Raw genomic sequence first — 16665 nt, 5'->3', positions numbered from 1 at the left:
CACCTACATCAGGGCATCAACCAAGCTTGGGTGGTTGACCCGAGGAGCGGAGTTGCTGCTCCTCCTCGTCGTCGAAGACGTCGTCGAGGAGTTCGCTGGCGACGTAGCCGCCGCCCAGGTCGGCGCCCACGCCGGCGACCGTGGCACCGGCGCCAAGCCCACCGCCTCCGTGGCCGTGGCCGCCGCTGGCGTGCCCGACGACGCGCCGAGCCACCAGGACCTCCTACGGGTTGGGAGACGTGCCGGACAGCGGTGGGGGGTGACCGGGAGGGGCGATCGGGTCCGTTTCGTCGTCGAACTCGCCGATGACCTGTTCCAGGAGGTCTTCCAGCGCGGCCAGACCGACGGCCGTACCGCCATCGGTGATCACGGCGAGTTGGGCGCGGGCATCACGCATCGCCCGGACGGCGGCCAGCACGCTGGTGTCGGCGGGCAGGGTGAACGGGGCGGCCATCAGCTGAGCCGCGGTCGCGGGTGTGTCGGCGCTGGTGGCGCGCAGCGCGTCGCGGATGTGGGCCACGCCGACGATCTGGCCGTCCTCGTCGAGGACCGCGAGTCGGGATCGCCCGGTGGCCAGGTTGACCTGTTCGACCTGGTGCGCCGAGTCGTCGGCGCCGACGGCGATGATCTGGTCGCGGGGGATCATGACGCGGGCGAGGGTGGTGTTCTGTAGTTGCAGCATCCGGCTCAGCATCTGGTGCTGGTCGGCGGGCAGGGTGCCGTGGACGCGGGAGGCTTCCAGCAGCATCCGCAGCTCGTCGGGGCCGTGCGCGGCGGCGAGTTCGTCCTGCGGCGCCACCTTGATCAGGCGCAGGAAGGCGTTGGCCAGGCCGTTGAGCACCGCCAACAGTGGCCGCACGAGAGTGGTGAATCCGCGGAACGGCACCGCGAGCAGCAGCGCGGAGCGTTCGGGATCGGAGATGGCCCACGACTTGGGTGCCATCTCCCCGACGACCATGTGTAGGAACACGACGATGGCCAGGGCGATGACGAACGCCACCGCGTAGCTGGCCTGTTCGGGTAGGCCGGCGGCGTGCAGCCACGGGTCGATCAGGTGCGCGATGGCCGGCTCGGCGAGAGCGCCGAGCCCGAGCGAGCACAGGGTGATGCCGAGCTGCGCGCCGGCGAGCATCAGGGACAGCTGCCGGCTGCCGGCCAGCGCCGCGCGGGCGGCGCGGCTACCGCCCGCGGCGGCCTGTTCCAGCCGGTGGCGTTTGCTGGCCACCAGGGCGAACTCCGCGGCGACGAAGAAGCCGTTGCCGGCCAGCAGCAGCGCGGACACGACCAGCGCCCATCCCGTGCTCATGGGTGCACCCGCCCTCGCGCCGTGGCATCGTCGCCGAGCAGAACCATGCGCAAGGTGGCGGGCACATGCCGCTGCACGGTGAGCACCTGCAGCCGGACCCGCCGTGGCGCGTCGCCGTCAGGGTCGGCCGGTACGGCGACCTCGACGACGTCGCCGGGTTGCGGGACCCGGCCGAGGAGTTGCAGAACCAGCCCGGACACGGTGTCGTACGCCTCGCCAGCCGGCAGGCGCACACCGGTGGCCTGGGCGATCTCGTCGACGCGCCACCGGGCCGGAACCAGCCAGGAGCCATCGCTCTGGCGCATCGGGGCGGGTTCGGGCGGGTCGTCCTCGTCGCGGATCGCGCCGACGAGTTCCTCGGCGATGTCCTCCAGGCTGATGATGCCGGCGAACCCGCCGAACTCGTCGACCACGCACGCCAGCTGCCGGTGCTCAGCGCGCAGACGTTCCAGCACCGCCGGCAGCGCGGCGGCCGCGGGCACCAGCACCGGCGCCGCGGCGATCTGTGCCATCGTGGTGTGCCGGCGGGCGTCGGCCGGCAGCGCCACCACATCCGCGGCGGACACCACACCACGCAGGTCGTCCACGCCGTCACCGAGCACCGGGAAGCGGGTGTGCCCGGTGTCCAACAGGCTGACCAGCCGCAATGCCGGATCGGCCGCGGCCACCGTGACCACGTCGACGCGCGGCACCATCGCCTCCTCGGCGATCCGGGCCCGGAACCCCAGGCCGCGTTCCAGCAGGTGTGAAGTGTCGTCGTCGAGCAGCCCGCCGGTGTGCGAGTCGGCGATGATGCGCTGCAGGTCCTCGGCGGTCGCGCCCTCAGGTAACTCCTCGATCGGCTCGATGCCGGCGCGGCGCAGCAGCCGGTTCGCCGCCGTGTCGAACAGCCGGATCAGCGGCCCCGCCACCGTCAGATACAGCACCGTGGACCGCGACAACGCGCGGGCCAGCCGCTCCGGCTCGGCGATCGCCCAGTTCTTCGGACCCAGCTCACCCAGCACCATCTGCACCACAGTGGCCAGCAGCAGCGCCGACCCCAGCGCGATCGACACACTCACCGCCCGCGGGATCCCGGCCGCGCCCAGCAATTGCGCCAGGCCCTGACCCAGGTACGGCTCGGCGACGAACCCGACCAGCAGCGCGGTCACCGTGATGCCCAGCTGCGCCCCGGACAGCATGAACGACAACCGCTCGGTCACTCGCAGCGCCCGCGCCGAAGGCGCGTCCCCGGCGTCCGCGGCGCGTTTGAGTTTCGAGCGGTCCACCGCCACGTAGGCGAACTCCTGCGCCACGAAATAGCCGGTCGCCGCGGTCAACACCACGATCAGCGCCACACCGATCAGGATCAACACGGCTGTGCACCCCCGGGCACTGCCCGGGCGCGCCGGCCCCGAGATCCGGGAAGGAGAAGCCGGGCCCGGCCCGGCCCGGTACTACAGCCGTCCGCGGCCGCCGAACCAACCATAAACCGGACACTAACACGTGACGCTGTATGGTTACTGAAAGGAGGTGAAGCACCGTGGGTGAACTCATGCGTATCGGTGAGATCGCCTCGGCGGCCGGAGTCAGCCCCCGCACGGTGGACTACTACACCAGCCTGCACCTGCTCACCCCCGCCGAGCGCAGCCCCGGCAACTTCCGCCTCTACGACCCGAGCATCGTCGAGCGCATCACCACCATCCGCCAGCTCGAAAGCCACGGCGTGCCGCTCGACGACATCGCCCGAGCACTCCACTCGCCACACGCCCAAGACCTCACCACGCTGCTGGCCCGCCTCGACGCCGACCTGCACACCCTCCAGGAGACCGCCGAAACCGCCGGACCCGACACCTACCGACTGCTCACGGCGGCCGCCGCCCGCGCCCACAGCCTCATCACCACCGCCCTGGAGATCGCCCTCGGCATCACCCCCGGATGATCTCCGCGCCCGTGCCGCACCGGCCTGGGCCGGAGCGCGACTCGCAGCTTCAGCGGTCGCCGCCGGTCTCGTACACGTCCGGGGTGCCGTCGCGATCGGTGTCGACGCTTTCCGCGGCGTGGAGACGCCGGTACACCCGGTTACGCAACCGGAGCACCGCCGTGGCCAGCAGCGCCGCGGTCAGGGAACCGGCCAGCACCGCGACCTTGACGTGTTCCGCGCGGGGATCGTGGGCGCCGAACGCCAGCTCACCCACGAGCAGCGACACCGTGAAGCCGACCCCGCCCAGGATGGCCAACCCGATCACGTCGGCCCAGCTCAGCCCCTCGTCTAGGCGGGCGCGGGTGAACCGGGCGACCAGCCACGTCGCGGCGGTGATGCCGATGGTCTTGCCGGCCACCAGCCCGGCGACCACGCCGAGCGCCACCGGGTCGGTCAATGCCGTGGCCAGGCCGTGGAGGCCGCCGATGGTCACCCCGGCCGACAGCAACGCGAAGACCGGTACGGCGAACCCGGCCGACAGCGGCCGGAACCGCTGCTCGAAGTGCTCGGCCAGGCCCAGCCCGGCCTGTGGGCCGCCGGCCTGGTCGCTGCGCACCACCGGCACGGTGAACGCCAGCAGCACCCCCGCGACGGTGGCGTGCACCCCGGAGGCGTGCATCAACCCCCACGTCAGCGCGGCCAGCGGCAGCAGCAGCCACCACGAGCGGACCCGCCGCTGCACGAGCACCCCGAACACGGCCAGGGGTACCAGCGTTGCCAGCAACGGCGCGACCGCCAGGTGTGCGGTGTAGAACACCGCGATGATCACGATGGCGAGCAGGTCGTCTACCACGGCGAGGGTGAGCAGGAAGATCCGCAATGCCGCCGGCAGGTGCCGGCCGACGACGGCGAGCACGGCGAGGGCGAACGCGATGTCGGTCGCGGTCGCGATCGCCCATCCCCGTAGCGCGCCGCCGCCGGTGCCGATATTGAGCACCGTGTAGATCAACGCTGGGACCAGGACACCGCCCACGGCCGCGGCGACCGGTACCACCGCCCGCCGCGGATCCCGAAGGTCACCCGCGACGAACTCCCGCTTGAGTTCCAACCCGGCCACGAAGAAGAAGATCGCCAGCAGCCCGTCCGCCGCCCACGTTCCCAGACTCAGATGCAGATGCCAGGCCGCCGGGCCGACCTGCCAATCCCGCAGCGCCTCGTACGCCGGCGCCCAGGGCGAGTTCGCCCACACCAGCGCCGCCACCGCGGCGACCAGCAGCAACGCCCCACCGATGGTCTCCCGGCGCAGGATCTCCCCGATCCGGCGCGCCTCCGGCCACGAACCACGCCGGAACAGGGACATACGGGAGGAGTCACTCACCGGGTGTGCTCACTTTCGGGGTCGGGCCAGCCACCGCCGACCAGACTTCCCGGCACACCTGACCTCCACCCTACCGACCACGACGTTGCGCCAGTTGACACCGCCCAGGGCTGGGGGCGTCACCGGGGCCGGCTCGATCCGTCCGGCTGGTGCTCGGCGGCATCGACGGTCAGGGGTCCGCTGCAGCAAGCCCCACTGCGGGTTTACTGGAGACGTGATCACTCGCGTATTCCGCCACCCCCTGGTCCGGGCAGCCCTGGCGGTCCTGGCTGTCGCCGTCGCGTTCGGTGTGTACTGGTTCCAGCCGTGGAAGCTGGTCACCGATCAGAAGGTCGACGAGACGCTGACGACCGTCTCCACGCCCGCGGCCTCAACCGGCCCGGGTGCTCCCGCCACCACACCCTCCGGTCCGCTCCTGGTGCGGCAAGGGGAGTTCATCTCCCACGAGCACGAAACCAGCGGCGCCGCCCGGGTGGTCCGCACCGCGGACGGCTCGCACCGGCTGGAACTGGTCGGCCTCGACACCTCGAACGGCCCTGACCTACGGGTCTGGCTGTCCGATCAGCCGGTACGCCCTGGCGTGGCCGGGTGGCGGGTGTTCGACGACGGCGACTGGGTCGAGCTGGGTCGGCTCAAGGGCAACAAGGGCGACCAGGCGTACGCCATCCCCGCCGGAACCGACCTGGACCGGCTCGGCAGCGTCTCCATCTGGTGCAAGCGGTTCTCCGTCTCCTTCGGCGCGGCCGCACTCGCCACAGTGAACTGAGCCGGCGGCGAAGTGAGCTATCAAGCAACTCCGCCCTCGGGTCAGCTACCCAAGCGCCGGGCCGTGGCAGCTGGCACGCGCGACGCTAATCATCGGAGGCCGATCAGGTGTCGCCGCGGATACGGGCATGCAGGTGCATGTCGTGGCGGCCATCGGCGTGGACCGCGTCGCTGCGTTTGGTGCCCTCCAGCCGGAATCCGGCCTTGACGGCGACGCGGCAGGACGCCTGGTTGCGGGTCGAGTGATCCAGGTGCAGGCGGTGGAATCCGGCATCGCCGAGTACCCAGGCGCTCACGGCCGCCAGCGCACGGGGAGCCACCCCGGTGCCGCGGGCGGCCGGGAGCACCCAGTACGCGCACCCGGCGACGCCGTCGTCGAGATTCAAGCTCCCCATCGCCATCCGCCCGAGCACCTCGCCGCCGTCGTGGGTCACCGCCCAGCTCGCGCCCGTTTCCTGCGCCCAGTTCCGGCGGTACTGCTCAAACCACTGCCGCACCTGGTCCTCGGACGCCGGTTGCCGAGTGTGCCACCGCCGGATCGCGGGATCCTGGTACGCGGCGTAGAAGGCCGGTGCGTCGGCAGGTTCCCAGGGGCGCAGGACCAGGTCGCCCGGCGCGCCAAGAACCGGCTGCGGACCTGCGGCGAGGGTTCCGGCGGGGATGGCGGGCGGGGTGGTCAGCGATCGCACCGCCCCATCCTCGCTCGACCCCGACGGCGAGAGCCGCGCGCCCTGGCTTGCCGCCGCGCGCTGTCCCTGACCGTCCCGCCGGGACCCGAATCCCTCACCCGGGCGGCCAGGCAGGCACGCCGTCAGGACCGGTTCAGCCGGCGCTGTGACGAGGCGAGTAGGGCGTAGACGTTCGCTAGCCGGCCAGCACGGCCGCCTCGACGGACCGGTCCAAACCCACCGCGGGGCGGTCCGGGCGCTGTGGTGCGAGCCCGTCCACCGTCCGCAGCCACGCCCACGTGTCCGCGACCGTCTCGGCGACCGGCCGCACCCGCAGACCCGCCGCCAGCGCCCGCCGCACGTCGCTGCCGTGCAGCATCGTGTACACGGGGCCGGGTGGCAGCCATACCGGCAGCTGCGTCCACGGCTCGATCCCGGCCGCGAGGATCACGTCCGGGTCGGTCCACCGCAGCTCGGCGCGGCCCCCGGCGACCTCGTTCGCGGTCCGCAGCAGCTCACCCATCGTGGTGTGCCCGCTGGGGCTCACCACGTCGTACGCGCCGGTGCGGCCCTGCACGGCCGCGTCCAGCACGAACGCGGCCAGGTCCCGGGCGTCCACGTACTGCAGTGCCAGATCCGCCGGACCGGGCGCCAGGGTCGGCCCGCCCTCGGCCAGCCGCCGCAGCCACCACGGCAGCCGCCCGACGTCCTCGTACGGGCCGAGGATCAAACCCGGGCGGGCCAGCAGCACCGCCGCGCCGAACTGCTGCGCGCCCAGCTCACCGCCGCGCTTGAGAGCCGCGTAGTCCACATCGTCACCCGCGTCGGCGCTGCCCCGCACCACCGGGGTGTCCTCGGAGAACGGTGCCGCCGCGTCCGGGCGGTACACCGACCGGCTCGACACGTACGTGTAATGCCCGGCGCGGCCGCGCAGCGCCCGGGCCGCGTCGCGGACCACGGCCGGCGCACCCGACCAGGTGTCCACCACCGCGTCCCAGTCGCCGCCGGCCAGCGCCGCGAGCCCGTCCGCGCGCCGACGGTCACCGGTCAGCACCCGCACCCCGCCGCCGGGCGGGCGACGAAGGCCACGGTTGAGGACGGTGACCTGGTAGCCGCGTTCGCCGGCGGCATCGACAACGGCACGGCCGACGAAGCCGGTGCCGCCCAGCACGAGCACTCTCATGCCGCGACCATGCCGGTTGTCCCACCCCGCGGGGAAGATCTGCTCGCTGTCGGCGGAATCGCTGAGAGCGCAATTGCGCCGGACCACCCCCGGTTACGACGCCAGATGGGCCTCGATCGCCTCCACGACCAGGGCGTGATCGTCGGCCTGCGGCAGCCCCGACGCCGTGACGACCCCGACCACCCCCACGTCACGCACCCGCACCGGAAAGGCGCCGCCGTGCGCCGCGAACTGGGCCGGGTCGACGCCGTACGCGGCCAGGGTGGCGCCCTTCGCGGCCAGGCGCCGACCCACCAGATACGACGACTCCCCGAACCGGAACACCACCCGCGACTTGCGCGCGATCCACGCGTCGTTGTCGGCGCTGCTGCCCGGCAGGGCGGCGTGGAACACCTGCTGGGTGCCGTGCCGGATGTCCACCGCCACGGGCAGACGACGCTGAGTGGCCAGGTCGACCAGCCGGCAACCCAGCCGCCACGCGTCCGTGTGGTCGAAGCGGGTGAAGATCAGGCGCTCTTCCTGCTCTCGCAGCCGGCGCAGCAGTTCGGCGTCGTCATCGCTCATGACCGCCACGCTAGCGGCCGCGGCGCCGCCGTAGCGCGATACCCAGCGCGCCGACCAGCACGAACACCGTCATCACGCAGCACACCGCCTTGGCGAACACGCCCACCCTCCCCACCGGCCGATAACCTCGACCCCGTGCGCCTGGCCACCTTCAACCTGCTGCACGGACAATCACTGTCCGACGGCACCGTACACGCCGACCGGGTCGCCGCCGCCGTCGCCGGGCTGGGCGCCGACGTGCTGGGCCTGCAGGAGGTCGACCGCGCCCAGCCCCGCAGCGCGGGGCTCGACCTGACCGCCCTCGCCGCCGACGCCCTCGGCGCCCGCACCCACCGCTTCGCCGCCACCATCGCCGGCACCCCCGGCCAGCAGTGGCAGCCATGGCGCGGCGACACCGACGACACCGGCCCCCAGTACGGCATCGCGCTGATCAGCCGCTATCCGGCACACCACTGGCAGCTCACCCGGCTGCCCGCCGCGCCCCTGCGCGCCCCCGTCTGGGTGCCCGGGCCCGGCGGGGGACCGGTGCTGGCCCGCGACGAGCCCCGGGTGCTGCTGGCGGCGGTGCTGGACACCCCGGCCGGGCCGGTCACGGTGGCCACCACCCACCTGTCGTTCGTCCCCGGGTGGAACCTGCGCCAGCTGCGCGCCGCCGTACGGGCGCTACGCGCGCTGCCCGCGCCGCGGGTGCTGCTGGGCGACCTGAACCTGCCGGCGGGGGCCGCCCGCGCGCTGACCGGATGGCGGCCGCTGGGACGCGCCGCCACCTATCCCAGCGCCGGGCCGCGGATCCAGCTCGACCACGCGCTGGCCGACCGGCACGGCGCCGACCGGCTCGGGCCGGTGGTTCAGGTACGCACCCCGGCGGCGCCGGTGTCGGACCACCGGCCGCTGGTCGTGCACCTCGACCCGCCGCACGGGCGTTGAACAGCCTTACCGGGCGGGCCTGAGGAACACCAGCTCCAGCCCGTCCTCCTGATCCCACTGCTCGCCGATGTGCGTGAACCCGGTGCCGGACAGGGTGGCCAGCGACGCGACGTTGTCCGGGCGGACGCTGGCCCGCACGGACGTGACGGCCGGGTCCGCGTCGGCGCGGCGCAGCAGTTCGGTGAGGATGGCCCGGCCGTAGCCGCGCCGCCGGTGCGCCGGGTCCACGGAGTACCCCACCTCCACCGTGCCGTCGGCGTCGGGTGGGCCGTGGAAGCCGCCGTGGCCGACGACGACGTCCTCGTCGACCGCGATCGCGGCGCGGGCGATCCACTCCGCGCTGGCCGGATCGTCGAGGATCTGCTCGCGCCGGATCCGCCACAGCCACGCCTCGCTGACCAGGAATTCCGACAGCGGGTGGCCCGCGGCGGCGCTGGCCGCGGCCAGGTCACCGTCGATCAGGGCGCTCATTGCGGCGGGGGAGAGCCGCACAAATCGGATGATCGCCATCGGTTCATGATCACATGGTGGTGGTGACCCCCGCCACCGACCAGTTGTGCACAACTTAATTGCGTACTAGGTTTGTGGGCATGGGTGAGACCACCGGCCTCGAACAAATGATCTGTTTCAACCTCTACGCCGCCTCCCGCGCCATGACCGCCCTCTACCGCCCCGCCCTCGACGCCCACGGCATCACCTACCCCCAGTACGTCGCCCTGCGCGTCATCTGGCACCGCGGCGACATCACCGTCCGCGACCTCGGCCACGCCCTCGCCCTCGACAGCGGCACCCTCTCACCCCTGCTCAAACGCCTCGAAACCCAAGGCCTCATCACCCGCCGCCGCGGCACCGACGACGAACGCACCGTCTGGATCAGCCCCACCGACCACGGCCGCGAACTGCACCAACAGGTCAGCGACCTCCCCGAACGACTCGCCTGCGCCGTCGACCTCAGCACCGAGGAATTCCGGCAACTGCACCACCTGCTCAGCCGCGTCCGCGACTCCGCAGCCAGCCACACCATCTGAGAAGGGACCCCCCTCACATGCAGGTCCTCTACACCGCCTCAGCCACCGCCACCGGCGACGGCCGCAGCGGCCACGTCCGCTCCAGCGACGGCGTCCTCGACCACAGCCTCGCCGTACCCAAGGAACTCGGCGGACCCGGCGGCGAGCTCACCAACCCCGAACAACTCTTCGCCGCCGGCTACGCCGCCTGCTTCCACAGCGCCCTCAAGACCGTCGCCCGCACCCAGAAGATCACCCTCAACGACACCGCCATCACCGTCGACGTCGGCATCGGCCCCAACGGCAACGGCGGCTACGGCCTCACCGCCACCATCGAAGCCGAACTACCCGGCCTCGACGAAGCCACCGCCACCGACCTGCTCGCCAAAGCCCACCAGGTCTGCCCCTACTCCAACGCCACCCGCGGCAACGTCGAGGTCACCATCACCCTCGCCTGACACCCGGCCCAGCGCGCGGTTCGTACGGTTCGCCCGTACGGCCGCGCGCTGCTGCGCCGCCGTCACCTCGATGTACGCCTGCGACGTCGCCAACGACGCATGCCCCAGCAACCGCATGATCTCCGACGCGTTCGCCCCGTCCTCCGCCAACCGCGTCGCGAACGTATGCCGCAACGCATGCAGACGCGCCCCCCGCGGCACCCGGTCCGTGACCCCCGCCCGCCGGAAACACGACTCCACCAGGTACTGCAACCCGCCACGGCGCAACGGCACACCACGCCGATCCACCAGCAACGGCGCCGCCGGCACCACCCACTGCCGCCCGAACCGCACCCGCACACTGTCCACATACCACCCCCACACCGCGTCCAGCGCCGGCTCCACCGGCACCGCCCGCGGCCGCCCGCCCTTGCCCAGCACCTCCAGCCGCCGCTCCCCGGCGCGCCCCACCAGCGCACCGACCCGCAGCGCCAGCAGCTCCGACAGGCGCAGCCCCGCGCACAGCGCCAACCCCAGCACCGCCACGTCGCGTTCGGGCCACGGATCACGCTGCCGGGTGTCCGGGCGGCGCACGGCGTCCAGGAGTCGCTCCGGGGTGTCCTCGCCGCGCAGCGGTTTGGGGGAGGGCGTCGCCAGCCGGGGCTTGTCGACGGCGGGCATCGGGTTGCCGACCGCGATGCCGTCGGCGACGAGGAACCGGAAGAACGAGTTCCAGGCCGACCACCCGCGGTACACCGAGGCGGGCGCCCGGCCCGCGGCGAAGGCGGCGAACCCGGCCCGCAGCACCCTGGGGGAGAGGTCGGCCAGCACGACCCGGTCGGCGGTGACGGCGAGGTGCCCGGCGATCAGGGCCAACACGGCCTCCAGGTCACGTCGGTACGCGGCGAGGGTGTGTGCGGACGGCTTACTGGTGGCCCGGGCGGCGAGGAACTCATCGATGAGCCCGTGTACCAGAATGTCGCCTTCATCCTGCATAAGACATATTATGCATCATTTACGGCTATTACGGTACGGCGGCACTTGACGGACGTTGATCCCAGTATTGGTCCGGCCTGGCTTGATCTCTCCGTCAGCGCACCGCGTCCCGACGTTAGTTCCCGTATGGTCCGTTCTGCCGGATTTCATTCGCCAGCGCACGGCCGTTCTTGGAGAGTTCAGGTCCGTTACTCACCCGAACTCTCCAAGAACGGCCGCACGCGGCCTGGAGGAACTTACCGGCGGCTAGCCGGTCAGGAGATCGGGGTCGCAGTCCCGTTCGCCGAGCTGTGGGCCATTCGCCGGGCCACGCGGATTGCCGGCGCGGAGCTGGCGGGCCAGGCACCACTTCTGGCCTACCCCAATGCGCAGGTTGACATAATGTGCATTATCGACCAGCCCCAGGAGGCGACCGCGATGACCCTCCACCAGCGTAGGTGAGGTAGTCCCCGACGCTGGTGCTCGCCGTGGTGGGCAGCTCGGCCGGCAGGGGTAGCTGGGTCGTGGTCATCGCCGTACTCCGTTCGGGATGCGGGAAAAGGGAGTGTGCGGGTCAGCGGTGCGAGGTCGCGTCGTCGGCTGCGGCGGCTGCGGTGATCTCAGCGGTGCTGCGGGTGGTGCGCAGGCTCCACACGATCGACGCGGTGATCGTCACGACGATCACGCCGAGGGTGACCGGAATCGGGAGTTTGCCGACCGGGGTCTCGGACAGGATCAGCTTGACGCCGGCGAAGGCGAGCAGCACGGCGAGGCCGTAGTGCAGGTGCACGAAGCGGCGCAGCAGCCCGGCGAGGCAGAAGTACAGGCTGCGCAGGCCGAGGATCGCGAACGCGTTCGCGGCCCAGACGATGAAGGTGCTGGTGGTGATGGCCAGGATCGCGGCCACGCTGTCGATCGCGAAGATCAGGTCGGTGGCTTCGACGGCGATCAGGACCACCAGCAGCAGGGTCGCGACGCGTTTGCCGTTGATCCGGGTGATGAACCGGTCGCCGTGATAGGCGGGGCTGGTGGGGATGACCTTGCGGACCAGGCGTACGACCGGGTTGCGGTCCGGTGGGGTCTGCTCGCCGTGCCGGAAGGCCATCTTGTAGCCGGTGTAGATGAGGAACGCGCCGAACAGGTACGCGGTCCAGAAGAACGTCTCGAGCAACTCAGCGCCGACAAAGATGAAGACCAGGCGGAACACCAGCGCGCCGACGACGCCCCAGAACAGCACCTTGTGCTGCAACGCGGCCGGGACGGCGAAGTAGGAGAAGATCAGCGCGAAGACGAACACGTTATCGATCGACAGCGCCTTCTCGATCAGGTAGCCAGCGTAGTAGGTTCCGGCGACGTCGCCGCCCTGCCACGCCCACAGGATCACGCCGAACAGCAGACCGGCGGCGATCCAGATACCGGACCAGATCGCGGCCTCGCGGAAACCGATGACGTGGTTGTCGCGGTGCAGGAACAGGTCGACCGCGAGCATCGCCGCGACCGCCAGCATCAGCACGGCCCAGACCCACCAGGACACAGACACAGGGGAGACCTTCCGTCCAGCCAAACCCGCGGCAACGGGCCGGCATGCTGGACGACGGTCTCCCCGGGCCACCGCATCGGTGGCTGCGTCGCCGGGACTCGGATGGCCGGGTCCGTACTGACGGCGGCGCGTCCAGCGTGTCGGGTACTCCCCCTCGAACTACGTACCACTATTCACGAAGCACACTTCGCCTGTCAAGGAGTTCAGGCAGAATGTGCGATGCTGTTTTCGTGTCTTGATGTGCGTATATTAGGGTGGCGGCGCCCGGCCGCCCTGACCCTCCGGACGGTGATCCCATGTCCCTGACTGCTCAGCCCCGCGCCGCCCACGCGGTGAAGCAGTGGACGTTTCTGACCAACCACGCCCACGTGCTGCTGGCCATCGCCCGCGACCCCACCGCCCGGCTACGCGACATCGCCGACCTCATCGGCATCACCGAACGCGCCGCGCAAGCCATCGTCGCCGACCTCGAAACCGCCGGCTACCTGCACCGCGAACGCGTCGGACGCCGCAACCAGTACACCGTCAACCCCGCCGGCCGCTTCCGGCACCCCGCCGAAGCCGACCGCAGCATCGGCGACCTGCTCAACCTGTTCACCGGCACACCACCCACCTGAGCACCGCGGCAACGAACGCGCACCCGAGCGCACGGATAGGTGAGGCCAGCTTCCTGAGAAACGTACAGGAAAAGGTTTTCCGGTATTTGTTGACGCGCATTTGGCTTCGCGTGACCGTGGAGGGAGTCGCCTGGCGGTTCACCCAGTGCCCACACGCCGCAGGTGACCGCCGTGCCCGACATGCCACTGCGAGGAGCCACCCGATGCCGACCACCGAACGCGTGACCCTTTACCAGGCCGCCGACCGGCGCCCGGGCAGCGCAGCGATCCTCGCGGTGCTCACCGACCTGGCCGTGGCCGCGACCGCGGCCCGGCTGGCCGGACGGTCCGCTTCCCGCGCGCCGGCTGGCCCGGCGCACCCGCGCGGCCACCGTGGTGACCGCCGCCCCGGCGACCCGGCCGATCCCCGGCTGGCTCACCTCCGGCACCGCCAGCGTCGTCGACGACCACGACGGTGCGGCCCTGGCGAGCCGGCGATGACCACCACCCCGACCACGCCCGGCACACCAACGGCCTTCGCGGCCGGCCCGGTCGCGTCGCCGGCGGTGCACGTCGACGCGGTGCTCCCGCGCCTGGCGTGGACCATCGCATACGCCCGGCACCTCACTCGGGCCGTCATGACCCGCACCGGGATCACGCCCGACGACCGCGACGCCGTCGAAACCACCCGGGCGTACAGCCTACCCACCGACGCCGACCGCGAAGGCGCCATCAACAGCCTCATCACCGACCGCTGACCAGCGGATCCACCGTCCTATTGCCGGTCTCCGCCGTATTCCGGTCGCCCCCATGCAGTTCGTCGACCGCCCGGACACCGCCGGTGCGGCCGGGCCGGCGGTGTCCGGGGCGCGCTCTGCCGGCTGGGGCCCGACGGCTACTCACCGGGCGCGTGCGGCGGCCTGGACGCACCGGCGGTGCGGCGGGACGCCGACCCGCCGCACCGCTCAGGCGCCCACGTACGCCGCCAGGTGCTGACCGGTCAGCGTGGCCCGCTCGGCGATCAGGTCGGCGGGCGCGCCTTCGAAGACGACCCGGCCTCCGTCGTGGCCCGCGCCCGGCCCCAAGTCGATGATCCAGTCGGCGTGCGCCATGACGGCCTGGTGGTGCTCGATGACGATGACCGACTTGCCGGAGTCGACGAGGCGGTCGAGCAGTCCGAGTAGTTGTTCCACGTCGGCGAGGTGCAGGCCGGTGGTGGGCTCGTCGAGGACGTACACGCCGCCGCTCTCCCCCATGTGGGTGGCCAGCTTGAGGCGCTGGCGCTCGCCGCCGGACAGCGTGGTGAGCGGCTGGCCGAGGCTGAGGTAGCCGAGCCCGACGTCGGCGAGCCGGTCGAGGATCTTGTGCGCGGCGGGGATGCGTGCCTCCCCCGCGCCGAAGAATTCGACGGCCTCGGTTACCGGCATTGCCAGGACCTCGGTGATGTCCTTGCCGCCCAGGGTGTATGCCAGGACCGAGGCCTGGAACCGCTTGCCTTCGCATTCCTCGCAGGTGGACTCGACGGTGGCCATGACGCCGAGGTCGGTGTAGATGACGCCGGCACCGTTGCAGGCGGGGCAGGCGCCTTCGGAGTTGGAGCTGAACAGGGCCGGCTTGACGCCGTTGGCCTTGGCGAAGGCCTTGCGGATCGGTTCGAGCAGTCCGGTGTAGGTGGCGGGGTTGCTGCGGCGCGAGCCGCGTATGGCGCCCTGGTCGACGACCACCACGCCGTCGCGTCCGGCGACGGAGCCGTGGATGAGGGAGCTTTTGCCGGAGCCGGCGACGCCGGTGACGACGACGAGGACACCGAGCGGGATGTCGACCTTGACGTTGCGCAGGTTGTTGGTGGTGGCGCCGCGGACCTGCAGGGTGCCGGCGGGTGGCCGTACCTTTTCTTTGATGGTGGCGCGGTCGTCGAGGTGGCGGCCGGTGATGGTGTCGCTGTCGCGCAGGTCGTCGACGGTGCCTTCGAAGCAGATGGTGCCGCCGTGGGTGCCGGCGCCGGGGCCGAGGTCGACGACGTGGTCGGCGATGGCGATGGTTTCGGGTTTGTGTTCGACGACGAGCACGGTGTTGCCTTTGTCGCGTAGTTGCAGCAGGAGCTGGTTCATGCGTTCGATGTCGTGGGGGTGTAGGCCGATGGTGGGTTCGTCGAAGACGTAGGTGACGTCGGTGAGTGAGGATCCGAGGTGGCGGATCATTTTGGTGCGTTGGGCCTCTCCCCCGGACAGGGTGCCGGCGGGGCGGTCGAGGGCGAGGTAGCCGAGGCCGATCTGGTCGAACGAGTCGAGTAGGTGTTGCAGGCCTTTGAGGAGTGGGGCGACGGAGGGTTCGTTGAGGGCGCGGACCCAGTCGGCGAGGTCGCTGATCTGCATGGCGCAGACGTCGGCGATGCTCTTGCCTTTGATCTTGGAGGAGCGGGCTTCCTTGCTCAGGCGGGTGCCTTCGCAGTCCGGGCAGGTCGTGAAGGTCACGGCGCGGTCGACGAAGGCGCGGACGTGGGGTTGCAGGGCGTCGACGTCCTTGGCGAGGAAGGACTTCTGGATTTTGGGGATGAGTCCTTCGTACGTGAGGTTGATGCCCTCGATTTTGATCTTGGTGGGTTCTTTGTAGAGCAGGTCGTGCTGTTCGCGCTTGGTGTATTTGCGGATCGGCTTGTCGGGGTCGAAGAAGCCGCAGCCTCGGTAGATGCGGCCGTACCAGCCGTCCATGCTGTAGCCGGGGATGGTGAGGGCGCCCTGGTTGAGCGACAGGTTGTCGTCGTAGAGGGCGGTCAGGTCGAAGTCGGTGACGGCACCCATGCCCTCGCAGCGGGGGCACATGCCGCCGAGGCGGTTGAAGGTGGCCTTCTCGGTCTTGGTTTTGCCTTCGCCGCGTTCGACGGTGATGGCGCCGCTGGCGCGCACGGTGGGGACGTTGAACGAGTACGCCTGGGGTGAGCCGATGTGGGGTTTGCCGAGGCGGCTGAAGAGGATGCGCAGCATGGCGTTGGCGTCGGTGGCGGTGCCGACGGTGGAGCGGGGGTTGGCGCCCATGCGTTCCTGGTCGACGATGATGGCGGTGGTGAGGCCGTCGAGGACGTCGACGTCGGGCCGGGCGAGGGTGGGCATGAAGCCCTGCACGAAGGCGCTGTAGGTTTCGTTGATCAGTCGTTGGGATTCGGCGGCGATGGTGCCGAAGACCAGGGAGCTCTTGCCGGAGCCGGAGACGCCGGTGAACGCGGTGAGGCGGCGTTTCGGTATCTCGATGCTGACGTCCTTGAGGTTGTTCACGCGTGCGCCGTGGACGCGGATCAGGTCGTGGCTGTCGGCGGCGTGCGGCGTGGCCTGCGGCTTGGCTGTCCTGGTGGCCCTGCTCATCGTGTCTCCATCTGTCAGGCGGGCCGCCTGTGGGCGGTCTCCGTCGGTGTCGCCTGG

At 71.1% G+C, this 16665-nt stretch carries 17 protein-coding genes and 1 pseudogene; 7 read left to right on the top strand and 11 right to left on the bottom strand.

Annotated elements, in window-relative coordinates; genetic code table 11:
* Positions 1-16 precede the first annotated feature (16 nt).
* Genes EV385_RS31020 through EV385_RS31010 form a run of 3 tightly spaced genes read right to left on the bottom strand, consistent with a single transcriptional unit; the run spans position 17 to position 2661 of the window.
* Positions 17-214, bottom strand: coding sequence for a hypothetical protein (locus EV385_RS31020; protein WP_130512666.1), 198 nt, complete (start codon positions 212-214; stop codon positions 17-19).
* A 9-nt stretch (positions 215-223) separates the two neighbouring features.
* Entirely contained in the window at positions 224-1306 is a 1083-nt protein-coding gene (locus tag EV385_RS31015; RefSeq protein WP_130512665.1) for a hemolysin family protein, read from the bottom strand.
* Complete coding sequence (locus tag EV385_RS31010; RefSeq protein WP_130512664.1) at positions 1303-2661, bottom strand: hemolysin family protein; 1359 nt, start codon at positions 2659-2661, stop codon at positions 1303-1305. Before EV385_RS31010 ends, EV385_RS31015 begins: the two co-directional genes overlap by 4 nt.
* Positions 2662-2828: 167 nt before the next feature.
* Here EV385_RS31010 and EV385_RS31005 point away from each other — a divergent pair, with 167 nt between their 5' ends.
* Positions 2829-3227, top strand: coding sequence for a MerR family transcriptional regulator (locus tag EV385_RS31005; protein ID WP_207230022.1), 399 nt, complete (start codon positions 2829-2831; stop codon positions 3225-3227).
* A 49-nt stretch (positions 3228-3276) separates the two neighbouring features.
* Here the strand turns inward: EV385_RS31005 and nhaA are convergent, their stop codons facing one another.
* On the bottom strand, positions 3277-4569 hold the full coding sequence (gene nhaA, locus EV385_RS31000; protein ID WP_130513675.1) for a Na+/H+ antiporter NhaA: 1293 nt from the start codon (positions 4567-4569) through the stop codon (positions 3277-3279).
* A 232-nt stretch (positions 4570-4801) separates the two neighbouring features.
* Here nhaA and EV385_RS30995 point away from each other — a divergent pair, with 232 nt between their 5' ends.
* Positions 4802-5353: a DM13 domain-containing protein gene (locus tag EV385_RS30995; RefSeq protein ID WP_130512663.1), complete on the top strand. Its 552-nt coding sequence runs from the start codon at positions 4802-4804 to the stop codon at positions 5351-5353.
* 103 nt (positions 5354-5456) lie between these two features.
* Here EV385_RS30995 and EV385_RS30990 read toward each other — a convergent pair whose 3' ends face one another.
* The 3 genes from EV385_RS30990 to EV385_RS30980 form a co-directional block, all read right to left on the bottom strand.
* On the bottom strand, positions 5457-6041 hold the full coding sequence (locus EV385_RS30990) for a GNAT family N-acetyltransferase (RefSeq protein WP_130512662.1): 585 nt from the start codon (positions 6039-6041) through the stop codon (positions 5457-5459).
* A 175-nt stretch (positions 6042-6216) separates the two neighbouring features.
* Entirely contained in the window at positions 6217-7203 is a 987-nt protein-coding gene (locus EV385_RS30985; RefSeq protein WP_130512661.1) for an NAD-dependent epimerase/dehydratase family protein, read from the bottom strand.
* A gap of 93 nt (positions 7204-7296) precedes the next feature.
* Positions 7297-7767: a heme-degrading domain-containing protein gene (locus EV385_RS30980; RefSeq protein ID WP_130512660.1), complete on the bottom strand. Its 471-nt coding sequence runs from the start codon at positions 7765-7767 to the stop codon at positions 7297-7299.
* Positions 7768-7902: 135 nt separating this feature from the next.
* Here EV385_RS30980 and EV385_RS30975 point away from each other — a divergent pair, with 135 nt between their 5' ends.
* Positions 7903-8694 (top strand): endonuclease/exonuclease/phosphatase family protein, encoded by a 792-nt coding sequence (locus tag EV385_RS30975; protein ID WP_130512659.1) that lies wholly within the window; start codon positions 7903-7905, stop codon positions 8692-8694.
* A gap of 6 nt (positions 8695-8700) precedes the next feature.
* On the opposite strand, the gene EV385_RS30970 is transcribed toward EV385_RS30975, so the two are convergent.
* A complete protein-coding gene (locus EV385_RS30970; RefSeq protein ID WP_130512658.1) occupies positions 8701-9204 on the bottom strand; it encodes a GNAT family N-acetyltransferase in 504 nt (167 codons plus the stop codon).
* An 80-nt stretch (positions 9205-9284) separates the two neighbouring features.
* Between EV385_RS30970 and EV385_RS30965 the strand changes: the two genes are divergently transcribed.
* Positions 9285-9722, top strand: a complete 438-nt coding sequence (locus EV385_RS30965) for a MarR family winged helix-turn-helix transcriptional regulator (protein ID WP_165449665.1) — start codon at positions 9285-9287, stop codon at positions 9720-9722.
* Between the two features lie 17 nt (positions 9723-9739).
* On the top strand, positions 9740-10159 hold the full coding sequence (locus tag EV385_RS30960) for an organic hydroperoxide resistance protein (protein ID WP_130512657.1): 420 nt from the start codon (positions 9740-9742) through the stop codon (positions 10157-10159).
* Here the strand turns inward: EV385_RS30960 and EV385_RS30955 are convergent.
* A pseudogene (locus EV385_RS30955) lies at positions 10154-11134 on the bottom strand (tyrosine-type recombinase/integrase); the annotation flags it as partial. The gene EV385_RS30960 and the pseudogene EV385_RS30955 sit on opposite strands and share 6 nt — an antisense overlap.
* A 553-nt stretch (positions 11135-11687) precedes the next feature.
* Positions 11688-12653 carry a TerC family protein gene (locus tag EV385_RS30950; RefSeq protein WP_130512655.1) on the bottom strand — a complete coding sequence of 322 codons (966 nt, stop codon included), beginning with the start codon at positions 12651-12653 and terminating at the stop codon, positions 11688-11690.
* Positions 12654-12949: 296 nt separating this feature from the next.
* Between EV385_RS30950 and EV385_RS30945 the strand changes: the two genes are divergently transcribed.
* Together EV385_RS30945 and EV385_RS30940 are read left to right on the top strand one after the other, a co-directional pair.
* A complete protein-coding gene (locus tag EV385_RS30945; protein WP_130512654.1) occupies positions 12950-13270 on the top strand; it encodes a helix-turn-helix transcriptional regulator in 321 nt (106 codons plus the stop codon).
* Positions 13271-13473: 203 nt separating this feature from the next.
* A complete protein-coding gene (locus tag EV385_RS30940; protein ID WP_130512653.1) occupies positions 13474-14007 on the top strand; it encodes a hypothetical protein in 534 nt (177 codons plus the stop codon).
* 207 nt (positions 14008-14214) lie between these two features.
* Here EV385_RS30940 and EV385_RS30935 read toward each other — a convergent pair whose 3' ends face one another.
* Positions 14215-16608: an ATP-binding cassette domain-containing protein gene (locus EV385_RS30935; protein WP_130512652.1), complete on the bottom strand. Its 2394-nt coding sequence runs from the start codon at positions 16606-16608 to the stop codon at positions 14215-14217.
* Between the last annotated feature and the right edge of the window lie 57 nt (positions 16609-16665).

The organism is Krasilnikovia cinnamomea (genome assembly GCF_004217545.1).
Taxonomy (GTDB): domain Bacteria; phylum Actinomycetota; class Actinomycetes; order Mycobacteriales; family Micromonosporaceae; genus Actinoplanes; species Actinoplanes cinnamomeus.
This window is presented reverse-complemented; position numbering and strand designations above follow the sequence as displayed.

Excerpts from the sequence above, each read along its gene's own strand:
- EV385_RS31015 (WP_130512665.1), bottom strand. The coding sequence starts at position 1,306 with ATGAGCACGGGATGGGCGCTGGTCGTGTCCGCGCTGCTGCTGGCCGGC.
- nhaA (WP_130513675.1), bottom strand. The coding sequence starts at position 4,569 with ATGTCCCTGTTCCGGCGTGGTTCGTGGCCGGAGGCGCGCCGGATCGGG.
- EV385_RS30985 (WP_130512661.1), bottom strand. The coding sequence starts at position 7,203 with ATGAGAGTGCTCGTGCTGGGCGGCACCGGCTTCGTCGGCCGTGCCGTT.
- EV385_RS30980 (WP_130512660.1), bottom strand. The coding sequence starts at position 7,767 with ATGAGCGATGACGACGCCGAACTGCTGCGCCGGCTGCGAGAGCAGGAA.
- EV385_RS30970 (WP_130512658.1), bottom strand. The coding sequence starts at position 9,204 with ATGGCGATCATCCGATTTGTGCGGCTCTCCCCCGCCGCAATGAGCGCC.
- EV385_RS30965 (WP_165449665.1), top strand. The coding sequence starts at position 9,285 with ATGGGTGAGACCACCGGCCTCGAACAAATGATCTGTTTCAACCTCTAC.
- EV385_RS30960 (WP_130512657.1), top strand. The coding sequence starts at position 9,740 with ATGCAGGTCCTCTACACCGCCTCAGCCACCGCCACCGGCGACGGCCGC.
- EV385_RS30945 (WP_130512654.1), top strand. The coding sequence starts at position 12,950 with ATGTCCCTGACTGCTCAGCCCCGCGCCGCCCACGCGGTGAAGCAGTGG.
- EV385_RS30940 (WP_130512653.1), top strand. The coding sequence starts at position 13,474 with ATGCCGACCACCGAACGCGTGACCCTTTACCAGGCCGCCGACCGGCGC.
- EV385_RS30935 (WP_130512652.1), bottom strand. The coding sequence starts at position 16,608 with ATGAGCAGGGCCACCAGGACAGCCAAGCCGCAGGCCACGCCGCACGCC.